The following is a 20,512-nucleotide window of genomic DNA, read 5'->3' on the forward strand; positions in this document are numbered from 1 at the left end:
GACACGGATTGGCTTTAGAAATATTTATTGGTCGATTAAATGGTTAATACCCACAACTTTTTTAGCGTCGATGACAAACCCGACGCCCGTCCCCGGCTTGTTCAATTCCCCGGCTTCAACGATGGCTTCCAGTATGCGATCGGTTTTGTGGTTCGGGACGAGAGTGAACACAATCTCTTTTTCCGGCTCAATGGTGATGCCGAACAGCTTTTTGTGTTCGTGAATCCCTGTTCCGCGTCCGGGGATGATGGTTCCTCCCTCAGCTCCCGCCTTTTTTGACGCGTTCACAATTTTTTCAGACTGTCCTTTCGGAATAATCGTCACGATCAAATCAAAATTCGTCAGTGGTTTCAACTTGGGGCTCTCCTTTCTCGGACGGATCTTCCTGCTTTTTCTCATATACGTTATACAGAATGCCGAACAGTAAAACGGCAATGATGGGAGCCAAAGCGACTAAGGCTACTAAGCCAAACCCTTCAATGAGCGGGTCGCGTCCTTCCAACCCTGTTGCAGTGCCCACGGCGAGGGCGAGGATAAAGGTAACCGTCATCGGACCCGTCGCCACTCCGCCGGAGTCAAACGCGATGGAAATAAACGTTTTCGATGTAAAGCGAGCGAGAATAAACGCGATGACGTACCCCGGCACCAGTATAGCCCATAACGGAATTCCGTACAATACTCTGGCCATGGCCAAAGCGACGAACAAGCCGACACCGAGGGACACGGAATAGATCAACGGTTTGCCCTTGATGGAACCGGATGACGCTTTTTCCACTTCGTAACCTAACACCAGGACCGCCGGTTCCGCCACAATAGAGGCTACTCCCAGGACAAAGCCGATGGGAATCAAAATCCAATTGTAGCTCGCATCGCTCAACGTCAACCCGGTAAATTCGCCGAATGGCAGAAACCCGGCTTTCACGCCTTGGAGAAACAGGGAGAGCCCGACGATCGATAAAACGGTTCCCGCGAGCACATTCGGTAAATTCGGGATAGGCTTGCGAATGACTAATAATTGGAACAAGATAAAGACGAGGAGTAGTGGGGCTAATGCTACGATCACCTCTTCCAATGTATGCCAGTAGCCGTCAAAAATGTTGAGCAGAATCAACTGAACAACACTCCTAAAACCATCACCGCAATGACGGGTCCGACCGAGGCTAAGGCCACCATGCCGAATCCTTGCGACACTTTGTCCCTGCCGCCGAACACCGAGACAACGCCGATGCTTAACGCCATGAGAAAGGGAACGGTAATCGGTCCCGTCGTGACGCCTCCTGCATCTAACGCAATGGAGAAGAAGTCGTCACTGACGAAGTAGCCGAGGACGAATACGAGAATGTAGCTCGGAATGAGTAAGAGCGTTAATGAAATGTTAAAAATACTGCGCAGCATGGCCATCACGACAGAAATGCCCACCCCAAGGGAAATGGCCAGGATGAGGACGTTTTGTGTCGCAATCCTTTCTCCGGCGTCTTCAATTTGCTGGGCAAAAATGCGCACATCCGGTTCTGCCACAGTAATGACAAACCCGAGCAAAAAGCCGAAAAAAATGACCCAAAAAAAACCTTTATGGGGGAGACTGGAGCCGAGGGATTCGCCGATCGGGAGCAGACCGAGTTTAACGCCGAAGAGAAACAGAGAGAGTCCGACGATCGTCAGAAGAGCGGCGAGCAAGAATTGAAGAAAGTCGGAAAACGGCATGTGGATGAGCGTAACTTGTAACAGCACGATGACAAGTGTCACCGGGAGAATGGAAAAAAACACTTCGCGAAATTCTTGTTTGAATTGATCCAATAAAACATCCCCTCACATTAGAATAGGATTTAAGTCTATTTTGTTATATTATAGCAATAAAATAAAAGGTTGTATAACGTCAGGTAGGGATGACAATGAAATTGCACATCATCCTCATCGGATTTATGGGAACAGGGAAAACGACAGTGGGGACCATCATCGCCGAAACCCTATCCCGCCAGATGGTCGATACAGACCAGTACCTTGAAGAAAAAAGGGGGAAGACCATTCCCGACATTTTCAGAGATGAAGGGGAGGCCCGTTTTCGCGATTGCGAACACAACGTTCTCAAAGAACTGATCCAATCCCCAAAGCCGCTGGTGATCACGACTGGAGGAGGCATTGTCCTCCGAAAGGACAATGTAAAGTTAATGCAAAACAGCGGTTTCGTCGTCGCTCTCACCGCATCGCGGAACGCGCTGATCGAACGGTTGCAGCACGATGCGTCCCGACCGCTGCTACAAGGAGACTTGGCACAACGCATCGATCGCCTGTTGACAGAGCGGCGCAACGCCTACGACTTTGCCCATTTTAAAGTTGACACGACGGACAAAACACCGGACGAAGTGGCCCAGATCATCGTCGCCCAGTGCCAACAACACAGCGGCGTGTTTAAAGATATCTTCCGCCGTCAATGATAAGGGTAGACCTCCAGGCCGCACGAGCAATGGTATGATGTGGTAAGGAGAGAGGATGCCTTAAGACCTTTTCTGCAAATGTCTTAAGATCTGCCCTCTTCCGCTACCATTACGCTATATGTGCTGATGTCAGAAGTACAGCCGCACGTTTTGTAAGACTGAGGAAATCCGACTGAGGTGGTTGCGCATGTCTTCAAACGATTATGTACAGTATCTTACGGAACGGTTTGTCCGCTATTTAGAAACACCGCGGGAAGAACGAAAAATGAGGCGCAAGGACAGACAGCGGAACCGATGGAGCCGCGTTTGGTTTGGCGATCTGTTGTTCGGCCTTCACATGTTTTGGCAAAACAGGAAAAACCGCCGTAAGCGCAATGTAATACGATAAAGCCGTCTTCGCGGACGTAGGGTACCGTGAAACATTTTACGTCTACTTTTGCGCGTTTATCCTTTGAACACCCCGATTAAAATGCACACAACACCAGCTGCGATCCACGCTACTTTGTCGTAAGACACCCGTTCGACCAATCCGGCCAGTCCGATCGTCGTCGTCGTAATCAGAACCGCCGGTCCCACTAAAGCGAGCAGTGCGTTGATGGCGATCGACTTTTCTAAGTCGTTGAATTTAAGCATGAGAAACCCTGCCGTCATTTCGATAAACCCGGATATGATGCGCAGGGTTCCCATTGCCAGCACGACTTTTTCAATGATGAACCACATCCCCGGCTTCCTCCTGTAGAACCGTATGATAATGATCTTCCTATATGTGTATGCCGAGGGTTCAAAAGAGTTGTCCTTTTTATGCCAAATAAAACAGGCCGGCATTCACGACACTCACTTGCACACGAGGCTGATACTGCCATTTCGTTTCCCGTACACGCCGTTCGTACTCGGCGAGGAAGGCCTCTTTGTCCATGCGAGCCGGACGCTCCTTGTAGTACTGCTCTAACCGGTTTAGCTCTTCCTGCATCCGGGATTCAGCGGCTCTGGCCCACGCGTCGTCTACGTGGTCCAAATACCCTTCAACGTAGAACTCTAACTCGTTGACTGCTTCTTCCAATGTCAACTTGTGTTTTGTCACGAAGCGGTGGCTCGGAAGACGCGGTGTCCACTCGCGCTCTGATATCGTATGATAAAAGTTGTCGTCAATCGATCCGTCCAACAGCCGAATGCCCAGTGAGTAAATTTCGCTGCGCAGTTGGTCGCAGATCCATTCAATTTTGTAATTAATCCCGAGCCAGGGCTCGTAAGGGCGGGAGCCCCGGGGGCTCCTCAAGTCGAGCGGCGAACGTTCATACAGCCGGACGAAGCGGCCGTGTTTGCGAGCAGACTGAAAAATGTGTTGAAGGCGGGTGGAACCGGGCGTGATCGGTTCTCCCCGTACGCCGGGCGGGATTTGATCGGGGTCGAAAATGAGAGACAGTGTCACCGGTTGCGGATCGAGACCGAGTTTTTCCACGTATGACCAGTAAAAGGGACGGTTGACTAAGTCTTTGTCTGCTTGTTCTGACAACTTTACCTGTACGTGCCCTGGGCTTTTGTCGACGATGTCACAGTGCATGGCATTGAGATAGCGCATCACGTAATTTTTCGTCTCCGCTCTGTTCAAGGGTTCAGCACATCCTTTAGGAGGTCCGCTTTTTGGCTCGTGTGGTGTTTGGCGTCTGACAGCGTGTCCCCGAGATGGGACAGGCGCTGTTTCACTTCTTCGTCATCTCGGGATTCTAACACGATTTTCATAATATTGTTCTCCAACGTTCTCTCTTTGAGGTGAACGTGTGCCAAAATCTTGTCCAACTCTCCGATGACGAGCTGAAACAAGTTAATTTTTTCGTGCAGCAAACGGATGATGTACTCTTCGATCGTATTCCGCGTGCATAAGTTGTAAATGGTTACGTCGTGCTCTTGCCCGAGGCGGTGCACCCGGCCGATGCGCTGTTCGACTCGCATCGGATTCCACGGCATGTCGTAGTTGATAATGTTGTGACAGAACTGTAAATTGATGCCTTCGCCGCCAGCTTCCGTTGCCACCATCACTTGGGCCCGCTGTTGAAAGAGCTGGCGCATCCAGTCTTTCTTGTTGCGGTTGAAGTTCCCCCGATACGGCACGGACGTAATGCCATGCTTTTGCAGAACGCGTCTCAACATGTCTTGAGTGGCCCGGTACCCGGTGAAGACGATCACTTTCTCGTCGCCGATCTTGTCCACTAGCTTCAGCACTTCTCGAGCCTTTGCCTGTTCTTTCACTTGTTTGAGCAGGTGAATGACGTGTGCCACGTCGTCTGGAAGCTGTTGGCGTCCCTGGATTTCTTTTTTAAACATTTTAAACAGGGTGAGAAACGTCGCTTCACGACTACTGCACGCTTCGCGCTGCAAGTTGACGAGGGAGAGGAAACTTCCGGCAAGTCCTCTGTTTTTTTGGTACCTTTCGCGCACGAAGTCGGTGATGCCGTCATATAGCGCCCGCTCTTCCGGCGTCAAGTCCAGTGTCACTGTGTGGACGTGTCGTTGTTTAAAGTCTAGTGGGCTGTCTTTTCGCTCGTTGCGGATCATCACTTTTCGAATTTCCTCTTTCAAAAGCGCCTCGTTTTTCGGCTGGCGTTTGCTGACGACGTACTGGGATTGAAACGATTGCTCTCCGCCGAGCTGTCCCGGCTTGAGCAAGGTCACCAAGTTGTACAGTTCCTGCAAGTCGTTTTGTATGGGAGTGGCTGTCAACAACAGACAAAACTTTTTGCGCAGTTCGTTGGCGAACTGAAAGTTGCGGGTCCGGCGGTTTTTTAACTTGTGCGCCTCGTCGATCACGATGATGTCGTAATCGCGGTTTAAGACGTGGCTGCGGTGTGGTTCGCGTTTTGCCGTGTCGATGGAGGCGACGAGAATGTCGCATTTCTCCCACATCCACTCTTTTTTATGGGCGACGGCGGGAATGCCGAACTTTTCATTTAATTCCCGTGTCCACTGGGAGACGAGGGATGCGGGGACGAGGATGAGGGCGTTCTTCACGAGACCGCGCAACACGTACTCTTTTAGGATCAGGCCCGCTTCAATCGTTTTTCCGAGTCCCACTTCGTCGGCTAAAATGGCACGACCATGCAATTCGTTGAGCACAGTTCGCGCCGTTTCGACCTGGTGGGGCAGCGGTGCAAATGCGTTCAGTTGTTTGAGGCAAAGCAAATCGTCGAAGTTCGGTACACATACGTGCCGCTCTGCCTCCACTGCCAGTTGGAACAACTCCCAGCTGTTCCACGGCCCGTCGGCGTGAACGCGTGCTTTAAATGCCGGCCACCACGAACGGTCAAAACGAATAGGAACGGAGTGCATGCCGATTCTCCTCTCGTCACCAATCTTTCTCTAGTATGGCCGGAAGTGTAAAAGATTATGAAAAAGGTTTAAAAAACGGTCGCCTTTTCCTTGGAAATCAGATACAATACTTGTAAGCTTAAACATTCGTATAGTGTTTGTGGATGAAGGCAAGGGGAGAGACTGTCCTGGCTGACCTGTTTGGTCTAGGAATGAACGTTCGTGACAGTGATGAGTTTCAGGGGCGTTCCGCTTTTCAAACAGGTTGACGGACGGCGCCGAAGGAGCAAGCCACCCAAGTGGCGAATCTCTCAGGCAAAAAGACGCTTGTCTGACACATCTCTGGAGAGTGCCAATAGGGCCACCAAAGGGGTAACCTTCCTGGTTGCAAAGGAGGGGAAACTCTCAGGTAGAAGGACAGAGCATTGTGACAGGTTTGATTCCTGGGCAACGCTCTGTCTTTTTTTAGAAGGGACGGCGAAATGTTGCAGGTGGTCGTAAGTGGGAAGGCTAAAAGTCATCACATGAAAACGATTCGGAGGTGATAGCCTTGAAAAAGTTGAAACGTACGCCGCTCCACCCTGCGTACCAGGACAAGGCTAAACTGACCGCCTTTGGCGGGTGGGAAATGCCAGTGCAGTTTTCAAGCATTAAAGCTGAGCACCACGCCGTGCGGAACGACGCCGGACTGTTTGACGTCTCTCACATGGGGGTAGTGGAGGTGTCGGGTTCTGACGCAAAAAGTTTTTTACAGCATTTGACCACCAACGACATCGACAAACTCAAACGTCATAAGGCCCAGTACACGGTTATGTGTTACCCGGACGGAGGGACGGTGGACGACTTACTCGTGTACAAAAAGGAGGATGACAACTACCGGCTCGTCGTCAATGCGGCCAACGTCGACAAAGACGTGGAGTGGATGAACAAACACGCGACAGGAAACGTCACCATCTGCGATGTGTCCAGTCAAACGGCTCAGTTTGCGTTGCAGGGACCGAAAGCGGAGCGCATTTTACAGAAGTTGACGACGGCTGACTTGGCGGCGATCCCGTTTTTCGGCTTTGTGGACGGTGCAGACGTAGCCGGTGTACAGGCGCTCATCTCCCGCAGCGGGTACACGGGGGAGGACGGATTCGAGCTGTACATGGAAAGTGATGACGCGTTGTTCTTGTGGGAGAAACTGTTACAGACGGGGGAAGGGGACGGCTTGCGGCCGTGCGGCCTCGGCGCCCGGGACACCCTCCGCTTTGAAGCGTGTTTGCCCCTTTACGGACAAGAGCTGTCGGCAAGCATTAGTCCGCTGGAAGCCGGTATCGGCTTTGCCGTCAAACTGGATAAAGGCTCTTTTTTAGGGAGGGAAGCTCTCCTCCGGCAGAAGGAAGAAGGAGTGCCGCGCAAACTGGTCGGCATTGAGATGATCGAGCGGGGCATTCCCCGTTCCCACTATCCGGTGTACGTCGGAGAAAACGAGATCGGGGAAGTCACGAGCGGGACACATGCGCCGACTTTAGGGAAAAACTTAGGATTGGCGCTCGTCCAGAGCGAATACAGCGATCTCGGGCGCGAAGTGACGGTGGACATTCGCGGCAAACGGGTCAAAGCGAAAATTGTGGAAACACCGTTTTACAAGCGTCCGCGCCCATAACGTCGAGAGTAGAGGAGGATGTTTCTCAAATGACATACCGCTATTTACCGATGACTGATCAAGACCGCGAGGCGATGCTCTACACGATCGGCGTCAACCACGTGGATGAGTTGTTTGCTGATATCCCGGAAGCGATCCGCTTTAAAGGAAAACTAGACATCCCAGAGGCGATGTCCGAACCGGAGCTCGTGCGGCACATGCGCCGCCTGGCCGATCAGAACCTCGATTTTGGCCGTGTCGTATCTTTTCTCGGCGCCGGAATGTACGAACACCACATACCGAGCGTCGTCGGACACGTCATTGGACGATCGGAATTTTACACCGCATATACTCCGTACCAACCGGAAATTAGCCAGGGGGAACTGCAGGCGATCTTTGAATTTCAGTCGATGATCTGTGAGTTGACCGGCATGGAGGTGGCCAACTCCTCCATGTACGATGGGCCGACCGCCCTTGCTGAAGCGGCGTCGATGGCATCCGCCGTTTCCCGCAAAGGCAAAGTACTCGTCTCCCGCACCGTTCATCCAGAAGCGCGCAGTGTGCTGCGCACACTGGCGAAAGGGCTCGGCCACGAAATTGTGGAAGTGCCGCATGCCGACGGCGTGACAGACGTCGATCGGCTGGACCAGTTGGCTGACGCCGAGACGGCAGCCATCATCGTGCAGACGCCGAACTTTTTCGGCAACCTGGAAGATTTGTCCGCTATCGAGCCGATCGCCCATCGCCACAAAGGGCTGTTCGTCGTCAGCGTGAATCCGTTATCCCTCGGCATTTTGGAACCGCCGGCCTCTTTCGGAGCCGACGTCGTCGTCGGTGACGCCCAGCCCCTCGGCATTCCGGTACAGTTCGGCGGTCCGTCCTGCGGTTTCTTTGCGACGACAGACAAACTGATGCGGCGCATTCCCGGCCGCATCGTCGGACAGACGACAGACGAAGACGGGGTGAGGGGGTTTGTCCTCACGTTGCAGGCGCGGGAACAACACATCCGACGGGAAAAAGCGACGTCGAACATTTGCTCCAACCAGGCGTTGAACGCGTTGGCGGCGGCGGTGTACATGAGTGCCTTGGGGAAACAGGGGATGCAAGACGTTGCCAACTTGAATCTGCAAAAAGCCCACTACGCCTATCGCCAGCTGCTGAACGTCTCTCGCGTCGAACCGCTGTTTGAACAGCCGTTTTTCAACGAATTTGCCGTCAAACTGCCGCGGTCCGCGAAGGAGCTGCAAAAAGTGCTGTTAGAGAAGGGAATTCTCGGCGGTTACGATCTGTCGAAAGACTATCCGGAACTCGGTGACGCCGTGCTGCTCGCCGTGACGGAAGTGCGGACGAAAGCGGAAATTGATGAACTCGTGTCGACAGTGGAGGGTTGGGTATGAGTAAAGAGAAAGCACTCATCTTTGAATTGAGCCAGCCGGGCCGGGTCGCCTACAGTCTGCCTGAATCTGACGTGGACAAAGTGGAAGGGAGCGACCTGCTGCCAGAGCACTTCAGGCGCAAACAGCCGGCGGAGCTGCCGGAAGTGTCCGAACTAGACCTCGTACGCCACTACACTGAACTGTCACGGCGAAATCACGGGGTCGACACTGGTTTTTATCCCCTCGGTTCGTGTACGATGAAGTACAATCCGAAAGTGAATGAAGATGTGGCGCGTTACGATGGATTTGCCCGCATTCACCCGTATCAGCCGGAAGACACAGTACAAGGGGCGTTACAACTGTTGTACGAGTTGCAACGGGATTTGGCCCACATCACCGGCATGGACGAAGTGACACTGCAATCTGCGGCAGGGGCGCAAGGGGAATGGGCTGGCCTGATGATGATTCGCGCCTACCACGAGGAGCGCGGCGACACGAAGCGGACGAAAGTGATTGTACCGGATTCTGCTCACGGTACGAACCCGGCCAGTGCCACTGTCGCCGGTTTTGATACGGTCACGGTGAAGTCGAACGAACGGGGTCAGGTCGACGTTGACATGTTGCGCCAACTTGTCGGCGAAGACACGGCGGCGTTGATGCTCACCAACCCGAACACTCTCGGGCTCTTTGAAGAAGAAATCGAAGACATCGCCCGCATCGTCCACGAAGCAGGTGGACTGTTGTACTACGACGGGGCCAACGCCAACGCCATTCTCGGCAAAGCCCGCCCCGGGGACATGGGGTTCGACGTCGTTCACCTAAACTTGCACAAAACGTTTACGACGCCGCACGGCGGGGGCGGACCTGGGGCCGGGCCGGTCGGCGTCAAAAAAGCGTTAGCCCGCTTCCTGCCGAAACCGATGGTGAAAAAGGATGGGGAGCGCTACTACCTCGACGGCGACATGCCGGATTCCATCGGGAGGATTAAAGGGTTTTACGGCAACTTCGGCATCCTCGTCCGGGCTTACGCCTACATCCGCACAATGGGACCGGAAGGGCTTAGGCAAGTGTCCGAAGACGCCGTACTGAACGCTAACTACTTGCTTGAGAGACTGTCCGATCATTACGACGTGCCGTTCCCCGGGCTGTGCAAACACGAATTCGTGCTCTCCGGGAACCGACAGAAAAAGCTGGGCGTGCGCACACTGGACATCGCCAAGCGTCTCCTGGACTTCGGCATACATCCGCCGACGATCTACTTTCCGCTCATCGTCGACGAATGCCTCATGATCGAACCGACCGAAACTGAGAGCAAAGAAACGCTCGACGCTTTCGCCGACGTCATGATTCAGATTGCAAAAGAAGCCGAACAAGAGCCGGAAGTTGTGCAGGAGGCGCCGCACCACACAGTTGTGAAGCGGATGGATGAAGTGACGGCCGCGCGAAAACCGGTCCTGCGCTACCAAAAGTGAACGGATCGGTTTCCGCGACGCACGTGTCTCAAACGTTACGATCTTCTGCTCAAAAGGCCACAATGGACGCAGATGATAATATGTCTGATATAGAGGGGGCAGTTGCCCCACCCCAAATCTCTCACACCTCCAACCCGTTTGGCATTTTGAATACCGACCTCCAGTCGACCTTACACAAAACACCAACCTGCCAAAAATTGTTAAATAACAAGGATTCATGTCAAGCGTCAGTGAAAATGTCCTATTAACTCGTCAGTGATTCTGTCCTATTTTAGTTATTCCCCCATCCCGTTCAGGAGCGTAGCTTGTAGTGGGCATTTTATCAAGGGTAAAGGCGTATGCCCGAGTTTCACTCGCCCTTGATAAAATGCCCACTACAAGCTCCCTGGCTAAAAGGGATGAAGGGATCATTGTCCGTATTCTAACGGCACAGTCTAGATTTTTTAAGCCCGTTGTCGTATCCTAGATTTAGATTGGGTGCGCCCATATTGGCGCCAAGGATGATTGAGTGCGGGCTTGTGAGGTTGTTTCTCCGAGCTCGCCTTTTGTTTTTGCAGCGACTGGCGTTTTGGTTTTACTGTTTCCTTTAGGGGGTAATCCACCCCTTTGTGCCGGACAAATAGTCTTCCGTCTAATGTTTCTCGCACTTCGACACGGGTTTTGCGCGGGATGGTTTGTTGGTGATCCGAGCGATCTATTGTGTAGGTTTTTCCTTTGTAAGCAATTGTTTCTCCGGTTCCCAGAGTACGCTTTTCACGGTAGCAAAGAATTAGATCCAACGCTTGTCCTTGTTCCAAAGGGACAAACGCACTTTCTGGGTCACGCGGTTCAACCGCAAACTGTTCGTTATGCGCTTTGATCAACTCCGGCAGCACCGTGTTGGCCTCCTCAATGGTGTCGATGCCCCGGAGGCGCAACTCGACAATCCAACGGTCTTGTAGCGTTTGGAACAGCCGTTCAATCCGTCCCTTGGCTTGTGGTGTTAAGGCTTTGATATGAGTCACACCTAACTCTTCAAGGGCTTGTCCGAATTGCGACAAAGGAACGGGTTCTCCCGCCAATTCCTGCTCGATCGTTTGCTTCTCGTTAGGGGAACGGAAAATCATATGGCGATCCGAATACACACTCATCGGAATGCCAGTTTGCTCAATCATCTGTCGTGTCAGCCTAAAATAGCCCTCGGTGTCCTCCTGTGGCCGGAAAAGAGCAGCCACGACTTTTCCAGTGGCATCATCAATGGCGGCAAGAAGGGACATCGGTTCCGCTCGATCTTCCAACCAAGGGTGAGGGCTCCCGTCCATTTGGACTAACATGCCGGCTTGTGGCTTTCGCTCACGTGGCCGGTGCACGTTAGCCGGACGCCGTTTGCGTTTCGGTTTGATGCCGGCCTCAGAGCGAATGCGACGCACGGTTGACGGACTGACGTGAATTCCTTCGTACTTGGCCAACAATTCGGCAAAATGCACATCATTACACCCTTGATACGCATCGCTTTGGTGGAGCTCCAGAATTCTTTGACGTGTATTGTCAGACAGTGCGTGTGCCGGTTTGCGTCCTTTGTTTTTGTGGATAATCCCCGTTTCCCCCTCCTCAAGCACCCGTTTTTTGAGACGACAAACCTGGCGGTAACTTAACCCAAGGAGTTCAGCGGCTTCACCTCCTGTGATCAAACCTTGAATCCAGCGATCAATGACGGTGTAACGCTTCAGCTCTTGTCTGCTCATGAATATGTTCTCTCCCATATGTGACATTTTCACTGACGCGTTACAATATGACAATATCACTGACGAACAACATAAATAACAAGGATTCATTGACAAGGAAAAACCAATTCTTTATATTATATGTTTGGTTAAAACGATGTCTACCGACAGACTGTCAACCTGATCGAAAAAAGATATTTCTCACTTTTCAAATTACTTGCTTCTTCGAAAATTGACCTCTTCTCATTACACGAATAAACAAGTGTCATGAAATGACGGGAAGGAGTAAGGAGCGCAAAATGTATAAAGGGATCAAGTTCTTCTGCCGAGTCGGTTTTTACGTCATGATCGCTTGGCTGGTGGTAGCTTGTCTCATGGCGCTAGTCTTACCGACTGAAGCGCGGGCAGAGGAGGCAGAAAGGCTTATTTTACCTCCTGCGGTCGGTCTTTTCGTCTTTGGTGGAATCAACGCGTGGATATATTACCGACTTCAACCGCATCAGATGAGGAAATCCCACTCTTCAGAAAAGCACGTCGATCTGCGCCGGTGGGAACAGTTGTTCATCCTCTGTGCAGTTGGACTGTTCGCCATTAGTCTGTCGTTACTGTATTTGATCGGATGGGTGCTTCGCTTTGAAAGCACGGAATCCATGATGCAGGCAGCCGTCATTTTCATCGTGTGGTTGATATGCTTCATCTTACTCGCAAGTCTTCAAGGACATATTGTGAAAAAAATGAGAGGGGTCCATCAGGGCGGGCAGCTACTGATTCTGAAATTGTTAAATTTCCCCAAAAGAGAGTTAGATGAAAGTGAAGTACGTGTGGTGCATCGTGCAGCCTTTCGCACACGTTCACTCATGACGTGGATATTCTTCATCTCAATTCTCATCAGTTTGTACTTTGGACAATTGTTTGCTTTTCTTGTTCTAGCAGCGATCTGGATGGTTCACTTCGGGCACTTTCACTATGTCATTCTTAAGCAGAAAAATTAATCAATAACTGCGGCCATCGGCCTAAATCGTTAGACTACAGAAATTAGAGAGGATCAAAAAAATGTGTAAGCATTCGGTGAATATTAAACCGTTGAGTCAAAGAGAAAAGGAAGTCGCGATATTAATAGCCAAAGGGTATACAAACCAAGAGATTGCAGAGAAGTTGTACGTCAGTAGACGACGAATAGTAGACATTGTGATCTCGATCAAAAAAAAGTGGCAGGTTAAAACAAGAGTAGAAATTGGTATCATTTGCTATCACCTTGGGTACATCGAACTGAAACAAGATGTTAAGGAGACAAATCGTGTTGAGTAGACTTCCCTACATTGAACAAATGGAGCACAGTGAGTGTGGCTTAGCGTGTTTAGCGATGATTTGTGGTTATTACAAAAAACACGTGACACTGACTGAGTTAAGAGAAGAGTTTGGAGTATCCAAAAGTGGAATGTCTTTATTCCACCTCAAAAAAATTAGTGAAAAATTAGATTTTGACGTCAAGGCGTATAGAGGGGATATCACAACTGTCTCGAAAAGCGCCTTGCCGGTAATCGTCTTTTGGGAACAGAGACATTACGTTGTCCTTGAAAAGATGACAAAAAAGTACCTCTACATCGTTGACCCTGCTTCTGGAAGAAGGCGACTCACCATCGATGAGTTTAACACATCGTACTCTGGAATTTTTCTTTCGCTAAAACCGAATGCACATTGGCGAAAGAGAAAGAAACAGTCGAGTTGGGGTTTTTACATTAAACATGCGTTTAAACAACCAAAATGGATCGTGCTCGTGCTCTTGTTTTCCACTTTATTGCAAGGCTTGGGTATTTTGAACCCGATGCTGACTCAATGGATTACGGATGAAGTGTTAGTTCCGAAAAACGTTTCCTTCATTTCTATATTAGGGTATGCCGTGTTCATGCTGTACCTGTTTTACAATCTGAATTTAATGGCTAGGGGATATGTGGTCACCAAGTTGCAAAAGCATATGGATCACGCCCTCATGTCCCATTTTACGCAACACTTGTTTAAACTCCCGTATCAATTTTTTGAGAACCGCTCAAGCGGTGATCTGTTGTTTCGGGCAAATTCAAATACGTTCATTCGCTCTGTTTTTTCGAACCGCTTAATTTCACTCATGATAGATTGCATGCTGCTGTTTTTTTATGCAGCCTTGCTCGTTTGGTATATCCCCTCTATGGGAATATTTGTGATCTTAAGTGGTGTCGTTTGCTTTGTGATTCTTTTGTTAAGCACATCTATCACACAGAGATTGACCTCCAAAGAAGTGGAGGCGCAAGCCAAAGTACAGAGTATTACAGCTGAAAATATTCACAATATTTGCGACATTAAAGTGATGGGGCTAGAACGCGCATCTTACGACACATGGGAAAAAAACTTTATGCAACAGTTGGTTGCAACTGAGAAAAGGAATTTATGGGATACGTTTCTGAATGTTATTTCGTCAGGATATCAGTTTATTTTGCCTGTTTTTTTGCTTTGGATGGGAAGCTCCCGCGTCATTGAAGGGAGCGTAAGCTTAGGCACATTGGTTGCGTTTAGTAATTTGGCGTCTTCGTTCATGGCGCCGATCGTTTCTATCGGAACGGCTTATAACGAAGTGATTTTGGTGAATAACTACATCAAAAGAATTAAAGACGTAGTGGACAGTCGAGCGGAAGGTTCAAAACAAAACGTCTCGCTTCAAAAACTACGTGGCAAAATTGAGATCAAAAATGTAGATTTTCGATACAGTCCGTATGATGAATACGTCCTTAAAAATGTGACACTGACGATTCATCCAGGTGAAAAGGTGGCCATTGTCGGTTCTTCTGGATCGGGAAAGAGCACACTAGCAAAGCTGATTCTCGGGTTGTACCGTGCAACGAACGGTGAAGTGTACATAGACGACTACCCGTTAAGTGATTACGACTTGAAGTCCGTTCGGCGGGAAATCGGAACAGTGTTACAAGAGACTCGGCTATTCAACACAACGATCTATGACAATATTGTGATGAATCAGCCGGGTTTGTCGATTGAACAAGCAGTGAATGCTGCCAAGATGGCGGAAATTCATGACGAGATTATGAAACTCCCTTTAGGATACTATACCGTTGTGTCCGAAAATGGGATTAATTTTTCGGGTGGACAGCGTCAACGTTTATTAATCGCAAGGGCGCTCGTAACGGAACCTTCTATTCTTATTCTCGATGAAGCGACGAGCTCTCTAGATTCCGTAACCGAAAAAAAGATTATGGAGCGATTGCATACCCTTGAATGTACGCGTGTCATGATCGCCCATCGCCTCAGCACAATCAAGAATGCGGATCGAATACTTGTGATGCACAAGGGAACGATTGTGGAGCAAGGAGATCACCTTTCGCTCTATCAAAAGGGAGGTCACTACTATCACTTATACACCCAGCAACTAGAGAGAGCAGACGAGAATTCGCCTTTAATCAGGTAGAGTAACAAATCGTGAACAACATTTCCCTTTAGGGAACTATAAAAAAAATATAATCCTAATATAATAGTTGTTGGTAGAAAAATAAAGAAATTAACGCAAGGAGGGAAAAGGTGTGAATCGTAACGACTTGGTCAAGGCTTGGAAAGATCCGAGTTATCGTGAGCGGGCAGGAGTGTCCATCTCGCACCCCGCTGGAGAGGTATTAACCGAAATAAGCGATGAAGAATTAATGAGAGTTAATGGCGGGGCAGGAGTGGAGCCACAAGCTACCCCTACTACAGTGTCTTCCGCCTGGTGTGTTTCAGCTGGAATAGGCACGGGGCTTCTGCTCACATTCACTGTGTGCAAAAATTAAGGTCAAAGGAGGATGTGTCGAATGAGTGAACAGCTTGTGAGAGCTTGGAAAGATCCTGATTATCGCGAGACAGTTCAACTTAACGTTGCGCACCCGTCTGGAGAAGCGTTAACGGAAATCAGCGACGATGAGCTCATGCGGATCAACGGAGGAGCTGATGACGCCCAAGCTGCTGCTGTCACCCCAACACCTCTCACTAGCTCCATGCCGTGTACAGTCGGAATCGGAATCGGAACTGTCATTTACTCCGTCATGAAATGTTAACAGAACGATCGAGTGAGACGAGCTATATGCGGTACGTATGTAGCTCGTCCATTTTCGGTTGGGGGTTTTTAATTGGAAGGATTGAAAAGTTTAGAAGCAGAAGTCGTCAGAGGCTTGTTTATGGCGGAGAGAAAGCAATCACTCAATTTAAATGATGAATGCCGCCATATGTCAGAAGAAAAGGCCGACTCATCTGCGGAAGCCGTTCGCAAATGGAAAACAAAAGCTCTTTTCAAAGACGAGGCAAGATGGAACAAGAAACTAGCGGTAGAAGGGTTGACAGTCGAAGAGTTTTCAGCTCTTCTCGTGGACAATCACAAAAAGATCAAAGAATTTCCCCGATGGTTCCGAATCTTTAAAGAGTGTATGTCACAAACGGACGATATTGCAGATGATGAGGTTCCGACGTCGATGTCCATCGCTGTGCGACCGTTTTTGCAGTGGGCTCAAAATAAGCTGAACCAAGCGTTGAACGCGTGTAGCGATTCTATGATCAACAAAGAAAAAGTCCTCCATTCAATGATAGAAAGTCTGGGGAAGTACCTCGTTGAGCTTTCCAGTCGCGCACTCGTTCTCGAATTAAACGTCGCCCGCGTTTTAAATGAGTTGGAAGGCGATTCCGAAGAGGATCGCTATGCTTCGTTTATACGTCAATTTTGTAAAAAGCAACACGTGTTACAGTTTTATTTGGAGTACATTGTACTGGCGCGTATCTTGTCTTTACGCACAGACTATTTTGTACACAATATGACTGAACTGATTGAACGGTATAAGGCGGACTGGCCACTGTTAAAGGAAACGTTTCATTTAGATGACTGCACTTTGGTCAAGGTAGAAACGGGTCTAGGAGATTCACACAATAAAGGGAAAAGTGTCGTCAATCTCCAATTTGAATCGGGTCAAACTCTCGTATACAAACCGAAGCGGATGGATATTAATGAGCAGGTGTTTGACCTGTATAAATGGTTTAACGAACGCGGTTTTAGGCCGAAGCTTACAACCTATCCGTTTATTAACAGAGGAGAGTACGGTTGGGAGGCATTTATCAAGCAACAAGCGTGTCAAAGTCAGCGGGAGATTAGAGACTACTACCGGCGTTACGGTGGTTTAATTGCCATCATGTACCTATTTAACGGTACAGATATGCATTATGAGAATATAATTGCGAGCGGTGAAAATCCGTTCATCATTGATTTGGAGACGATTTTCCACAACAGCGACTATCTGTCGCCGCATATCGAAAATGCTGTAGCGAAAGCGAACCGCGAGGTGTTTCAGTCCGTCGTCAGGACAGGATTGTTGCCGACATTAGGCTTTCAAAATGAGGACGGCGTTGGAGTTGAAATCAGCGGTTTAGGCGGTGACAAACAGACGTTGCCCAATCCCGTTCTGCAGTTAGAAAACACGAACAAAGATACGATGCGCTTTGTACTGAAGAGTGCCAAAACGTCTCCTCAGAAAAACAGACCGTCTCTGAACGGCAAACACGTCCATCCCGTGGATTACATAGACGATATCGTCGACGGATTCTCAAGCATCTGCGACATCGTACAACGCCACAAAGAGGAGCTGTTACAGCGCCTCACCTCTTTAAGAGATGTCGAAGTTCGCGCCATTATTCGTCCGACCGAATACTACGCGAGGTTCGTTAAGGAGTCCTGCCATCCTGATTATTTAAGGCACGCGTATGACTTTGAGCGAATGATTGACCGCATATACTTCTCTCCTCTCCCCGTCGAAGTGTGCAAGCTTGAAAAGGACGAACTGGTACAGCACGATATTCCTTATTTTACCACGCGTCCCGGATCGCGAGACTTGATTAATCGAGACGGACGGGTGATCCAAGACTTTTACCTTAAGCCGGCGATTGAGCTCGTGGAAGAAAGGATCAAGAGGCTGTCGAAAGAGGAAATTGATACGCAGTTAAACTACATTAAACTGTCCATTATCGCTACAGACGTGGATCGAATTAAAGTCAGAGATCCCGAGCCCCTTTCACCTCACACGGCGCCTAAAATAAATCGTGAGCAGCTCCTCCATCACGCTGAAAAGATTGGGGAAGAAATTGTGGATGCGGCAGTCTGGGCAGGTTCCGGAAAGGACTTGCAAGCCGCTTGGATTGATCTGAACTTAAACATCAAAGGGCAGTGGCAATTATCGAGTCTCGGTGTGGACTTGTATAACGGAATGGGTGGCATCGCCTTATTTCTCGGTTATCTGGGACACATCACGGGAGAAGACAGATTCGTTACCGCTTCTAAAGCTGCCTTAAAGTCTTGCTTAGAACAGCCTGTATATGGGAATGTCGTGTCTGCATTTTACGGAGGGTATTCTAAACTGTACCCTTTGTGGAAACTGGCTGACATTCATGACGCGCGATCGGCATATCAAGAGATGACTAATCAACTCCTTCTGTCTTTAAAAGACGCTGCGGAGAAGGACCAATTTTACGATTATTTGACGGGGACATCCGGTCTCATCGTACTCCTTCTCAATATGTTTGATGAGCGCAAAGATGAACGCTTGTTGGATGTGGCCAGTCGGTTAGGCGACCATCTCGTTAAACGGGCTCACAAATCTGGACCGTATTGGAAGTGGTCATCTGCCTTAGTGGAGAAGGACACTTTCTTGGTCGGCTTAGGCCACGGCGCGTCTGGCATGACACTGGCTTTGTTTCGCCTCTACCATGCAACGGGAAAAGACGTCTACCGTGAGGCGTTTGAGAAAAGTTTCGCTTATGAACGGTCCATGTACGACGAACAACAACAAAACTGGATAGATCCGAGAAAACGGGATCGTTTAGATTCATGTGCTGACGACACGTGGTGTCAGGGCTCGATTGGGATCGGCATCAGCCGGTTGGCCATGTTGCGTTTGAAGGAGGACGCACGGGTAAGGAAAGATTTGCATCGAGCGATTGACATTAGTTTACAAACCGAAGATCAAGATGATTCCCTGTGTCACGGAACTTCTGGCAGAGTGGACTTCTTGTTACAAGCCGGTGAGTTCATGGACGATCGTCAGCTCGTCGACATGGCCAATAACCTCGTAAAAAACATGGTCGGCCGGAGAAACTGCCGTTACATAAACGGATTGGGTAACCACTTAAAAATACCAGGTATGTGGTTAGGGCTTTCCGGTATCGGCTATCAATTGCTAAGGATGTTGCACCCAAAACACGTTCCATCTGTCTTGCTGTTAAACTGAGGGCGTTTCGCGCGAAGAATCTCCATCCGTCCCACGTCCTTTTCCCATCCGCTTAACCGTTTGAAAACAGGAAGAGCACCTCCGGTTTGGAGGTGCTCTCCTTATGTAAAATAAGAACCCAGTGCTTCTCAGTAGCGACTGAATCCTTATTGATTGCTATTGTAGCAAGCATTAAACGCAACGTATACCTGAAATTGTGTCGATCGTGTGACAAATGCGTCGAAATTGAATCCTTTTGCCAAACCAATTATGATGGATGAAGCGAAACTGTGAGTAGAAAGAAGGACCTGTACATGTCGAAACCTGTATGGAGACTCGTAAACACCGGTTCACTGGACGGGGCGATGAACATGGCTGTGGATGAAGCGATCCTGAACGCCCACACCGAAGGAAACGTCCCGCCGACGATCCGCTTTTACGCCTGGAACATCCCGACTTTATCCATCGGTTACTTCCAGCGCGTCGAACGAGAGGTCGATCTCCACCGAGTGCGGGAAAAAGGCGTCGGGTTCGTGAGGCGCGCTACTGGCGGACGTGCCGTTCTGCACGATAAGGAACTGACATACAGCATCATCGTATCTGAAACATACCCGGGCATTCCGCAAACGGTTACCGAATCGTACCGCCTGTTCAGCCAGGGACTGTTGGAAGGGTTCCGCGCTCTCGGTCTCGAGGCTGACCTCGTCTCACTGGACAAAGAGAGTAGCAAAGAGAAAGCCGAATCGGCTGCCTGTTTTGACTCTCCGTCCTGGTACGAACTCGTCGTCGAAGGCCGCAAAGTCGCCGGCAGCGCCCAAACCCGCCAGCGGGGGACCATCCTACAGCACGGCTCCATCCTGCTGGACATGGACGTAGAATTGCTGTTCAGCTTGCTGAAATTCCGCTCCGAACGGGCGAAGCAACGGCTGAAGCAGGCCTTTAGCGGAAAGGCCGTGGCCATCAATGAACTGACGGCGTCACCCGTGACGTGGGAGAAGGCCGTCGAGGCGTTTACGACAGGGTTTTCAAAGGGAATGGACATTGAACTCCAACCCGAACCTTTGACACCGGAGGAACACGCCATGGCAGCCGAACTGGCAGCGACCAAGTACGGAACAGAAGAGTGGAATATGAAGAGGTAGTCTGAAACGTCAATTTTCGTAAATCGTGTTTACTGAGTTTTGCAAGCAAAGTCGTTCCGCTTCTTCGCCGAATGACCAGATGTCATCGGCTTTTTTTCTGTTCATTAATCCGAGGGGGCGCTGTGCGACAATTTTCACCACTGATGTTTTTGTTCCCCTGCGCCCCGTTTACCCCCGTTTTTTTCATTTCTCCCG

The 20,512-nt window shown here is 49.8% G+C and carries 20 protein-coding genes and 1 riboswitch; of the genes, 12 read left to right on the top strand and 8 right to left on the bottom strand.

Annotated elements, in window-relative coordinates; translation table 11 throughout:
* Positions 1-24 precede the first annotated feature (24 nt).
* The 3 genes from B0W44_RS12960 to B0W44_RS12970 are packed head-to-tail and all read right to left on the bottom strand — an operon-like array spanning position 25 to position 1,797.
* Positions 25-354 carry a P-II family nitrogen regulator gene (locus tag B0W44_RS12960; protein ID WP_077720399.1) on the bottom strand — a complete coding sequence of 110 codons (330 nt, stop codon included), beginning with the start codon at positions 352-354 and terminating at the stop codon, positions 25-27.
* A complete protein-coding gene (locus B0W44_RS12965) occupies positions 332-1,111 on the bottom strand; it encodes a DUF1538 domain-containing protein (protein WP_335582615.1) in 780 nt (259 codons plus the stop codon). The genes B0W44_RS12960 and B0W44_RS12965 overlap by 23 nt, the downstream gene beginning before the upstream one ends.
* Positions 1,108-1,797, bottom strand: a complete 690-nt coding sequence (locus B0W44_RS12970; RefSeq protein WP_077720400.1) for a DUF1538 domain-containing protein — start codon at positions 1,795-1,797, stop codon at positions 1,108-1,110. The genes B0W44_RS12965 and B0W44_RS12970 overlap by 4 nt, the downstream gene beginning before the upstream one ends.
* Before the next feature lie 89 nt (positions 1,798-1,886).
* On the opposite strand from B0W44_RS12970, the gene B0W44_RS12975 reads away from it, so the two are divergent.
* Together B0W44_RS12975 and B0W44_RS12980 are read left to right on the top strand one after the other, a co-directional pair.
* Entirely contained in the window at positions 1,887-2,435 is a 549-nt protein-coding gene (locus B0W44_RS12975; RefSeq protein WP_228441138.1) for a shikimate kinase, read from the top strand.
* A 187-nt stretch (positions 2,436-2,622) separates the two neighbouring features.
* On the top strand, positions 2,623-2,823 hold the full coding sequence (locus tag B0W44_RS12980; protein WP_077720402.1) for a YqzE family protein: 201 nt from the start codon (positions 2,623-2,625) through the stop codon (positions 2,821-2,823).
* A 56-nt stretch (positions 2,824-2,879) separates the two neighbouring features.
* On the opposite strand, the gene B0W44_RS12985 is transcribed toward B0W44_RS12980, so the two are convergent.
* The 3 genes from B0W44_RS12985 to B0W44_RS12995 all read right to left on the bottom strand — a co-directional run bounded on the left by B0W44_RS12985 (position 2,880) and on the right by B0W44_RS12995 (position 5,759).
* Positions 2,880-3,155 (bottom strand): YqhV family protein, encoded by a 276-nt coding sequence (locus B0W44_RS12985; RefSeq protein WP_077720403.1) that lies wholly within the window; start codon positions 3,153-3,155, stop codon positions 2,880-2,882.
* 79 nt (positions 3,156-3,234) lie between these two features.
* The gene (locus B0W44_RS12990; protein ID WP_077720404.1) at positions 3,235-4,044 is read right to left on the bottom strand and encodes a YqhG family protein; all 810 of its coding nucleotides are present in this window, start codon (positions 4,042-4,044) and stop codon (positions 3,235-3,237) included.
* Complete coding sequence (locus B0W44_RS12995; RefSeq protein ID WP_077720405.1) at positions 4,041-5,759, bottom strand: DEAD/DEAH box helicase; 1,719 nt, start codon at positions 5,757-5,759, stop codon at positions 4,041-4,043. The genes B0W44_RS12990 and B0W44_RS12995 overlap by 4 nt, the downstream gene beginning before the upstream one ends.
* Before the next feature lie 143 nt (positions 5,760-5,902).
* Positions 5,903-6,075: riboswitch (glycine riboswitch) on the top strand.
* Between the two features lie 213 nt (positions 6,076-6,288).
* On the opposite strand from B0W44_RS12995, the gene gcvT reads away from it, so the two are divergent.
* The 3 genes from gcvT to gcvPB are packed head-to-tail and all read left to right on the top strand — an operon-like array spanning position 6,289 to position 10,213.
* Positions 6,289-7,386, top strand: coding sequence for a glycine cleavage system aminomethyltransferase GcvT (gene gcvT, locus B0W44_RS13000; protein WP_077720406.1), 1,098 nt, complete (start codon positions 6,289-6,291; stop codon positions 7,384-7,386).
* A 29-nt stretch (positions 7,387-7,415) separates the two neighbouring features.
* Positions 7,416-8,762 carry an aminomethyl-transferring glycine dehydrogenase subunit GcvPA gene (gene gcvPA, locus B0W44_RS13005; protein WP_077720407.1) on the top strand — a complete coding sequence of 449 codons (1,347 nt, stop codon included), beginning with the start codon at positions 7,416-7,418 and terminating at the stop codon, positions 8,760-8,762.
* Positions 8,759-10,213, top strand: coding sequence for an aminomethyl-transferring glycine dehydrogenase subunit GcvPB (gcvPB, locus tag B0W44_RS13010; protein WP_077720408.1), 1,455 nt, complete (start codon positions 8,759-8,761; stop codon positions 10,211-10,213). Before gcvPA ends, gcvPB begins: the two co-directional genes overlap by 4 nt.
* A gap of 443 nt (positions 10,214-10,656) precedes the next feature.
* Here gcvPB and B0W44_RS13015 read toward each other — a convergent pair whose 3' ends face one another.
* Positions 10,657-11,937 (bottom strand): ISNCY family transposase, encoded by a 1,281-nt coding sequence (locus B0W44_RS13015; protein WP_077718433.1) that lies wholly within the window; start codon positions 11,935-11,937, stop codon positions 10,657-10,659.
* Between the two features lie 278 nt (positions 11,938-12,215).
* Here B0W44_RS13015 and B0W44_RS13020 point away from each other — a divergent pair, with 278 nt between their 5' ends.
* From B0W44_RS13020 to B0W44_RS13050, 7 genes are all read left to right on the top strand, one after another.
* The gene (locus B0W44_RS13020; RefSeq protein ID WP_077720409.1) at positions 12,216-12,908 is read left to right on the top strand and encodes a DUF3169 family protein; all 693 of its coding nucleotides are present in this window, start codon (positions 12,216-12,218) and stop codon (positions 12,906-12,908) included.
* Between the two features lie 61 nt (positions 12,909-12,969).
* Positions 12,970-13,224: a response regulator transcription factor gene (locus B0W44_RS13025; RefSeq protein ID WP_077720410.1), complete on the top strand. Its 255-nt coding sequence runs from the start codon at positions 12,970-12,972 to the stop codon at positions 13,222-13,224.
* Positions 13,214-15,370, top strand: coding sequence for a peptidase domain-containing ABC transporter (locus B0W44_RS13030; RefSeq protein ID WP_169835567.1), 2,157 nt, complete (start codon positions 13,214-13,216; stop codon positions 15,368-15,370). Before B0W44_RS13025 ends, B0W44_RS13030 begins: the two co-directional genes overlap by 11 nt.
* Positions 15,371-15,482: 112 nt before the next feature.
* Positions 15,483-15,725, top strand: a complete 243-nt coding sequence (locus B0W44_RS13035; RefSeq protein ID WP_077720412.1) for a mersacidin/lichenicidin family type 2 lantibiotic — start codon at positions 15,483-15,485, stop codon at positions 15,723-15,725.
* 21 nt (positions 15,726-15,746) lie between these two features.
* A complete protein-coding gene (locus B0W44_RS13040) occupies positions 15,747-15,989 on the top strand; it encodes a mersacidin/lichenicidin family type 2 lantibiotic (protein WP_169835568.1) in 243 nt (80 codons plus the stop codon).
* 72 nt (positions 15,990-16,061) lie between these two features.
* Positions 16,062-19,196: a type 2 lanthipeptide synthetase LanM family protein gene (locus B0W44_RS13045; protein ID WP_077720414.1), complete on the top strand. Its 3,135-nt coding sequence runs from the start codon at positions 16,062-16,064 to the stop codon at positions 19,194-19,196.
* A gap of 293 nt (positions 19,197-19,489) precedes the next feature.
* Positions 19,490-20,317, top strand: a complete 828-nt coding sequence (locus tag B0W44_RS13050; RefSeq protein ID WP_077720415.1) for a lipoate--protein ligase family protein — start codon at positions 19,490-19,492, stop codon at positions 20,315-20,317.
* A 9-nt stretch (positions 20,318-20,326) separates the two neighbouring features.
* On the opposite strand, the gene B0W44_RS18935 is transcribed toward B0W44_RS13050, so the two are convergent.
* On the bottom strand, positions 20,327-20,458 hold the full coding sequence (locus tag B0W44_RS18935; protein ID WP_257788050.1) for a hypothetical protein: 132 nt from the start codon (positions 20,456-20,458) through the stop codon (positions 20,327-20,329).
* Positions 20,459-20,512 lie beyond the last annotated feature (54 nt).

This window comes from Novibacillus thermophilus, from assembly GCF_002005165.1.
Taxonomy (GTDB): domain Bacteria; phylum Bacillota; class Bacilli; order Thermoactinomycetales; family Novibacillaceae; genus Novibacillus; species Novibacillus thermophilus.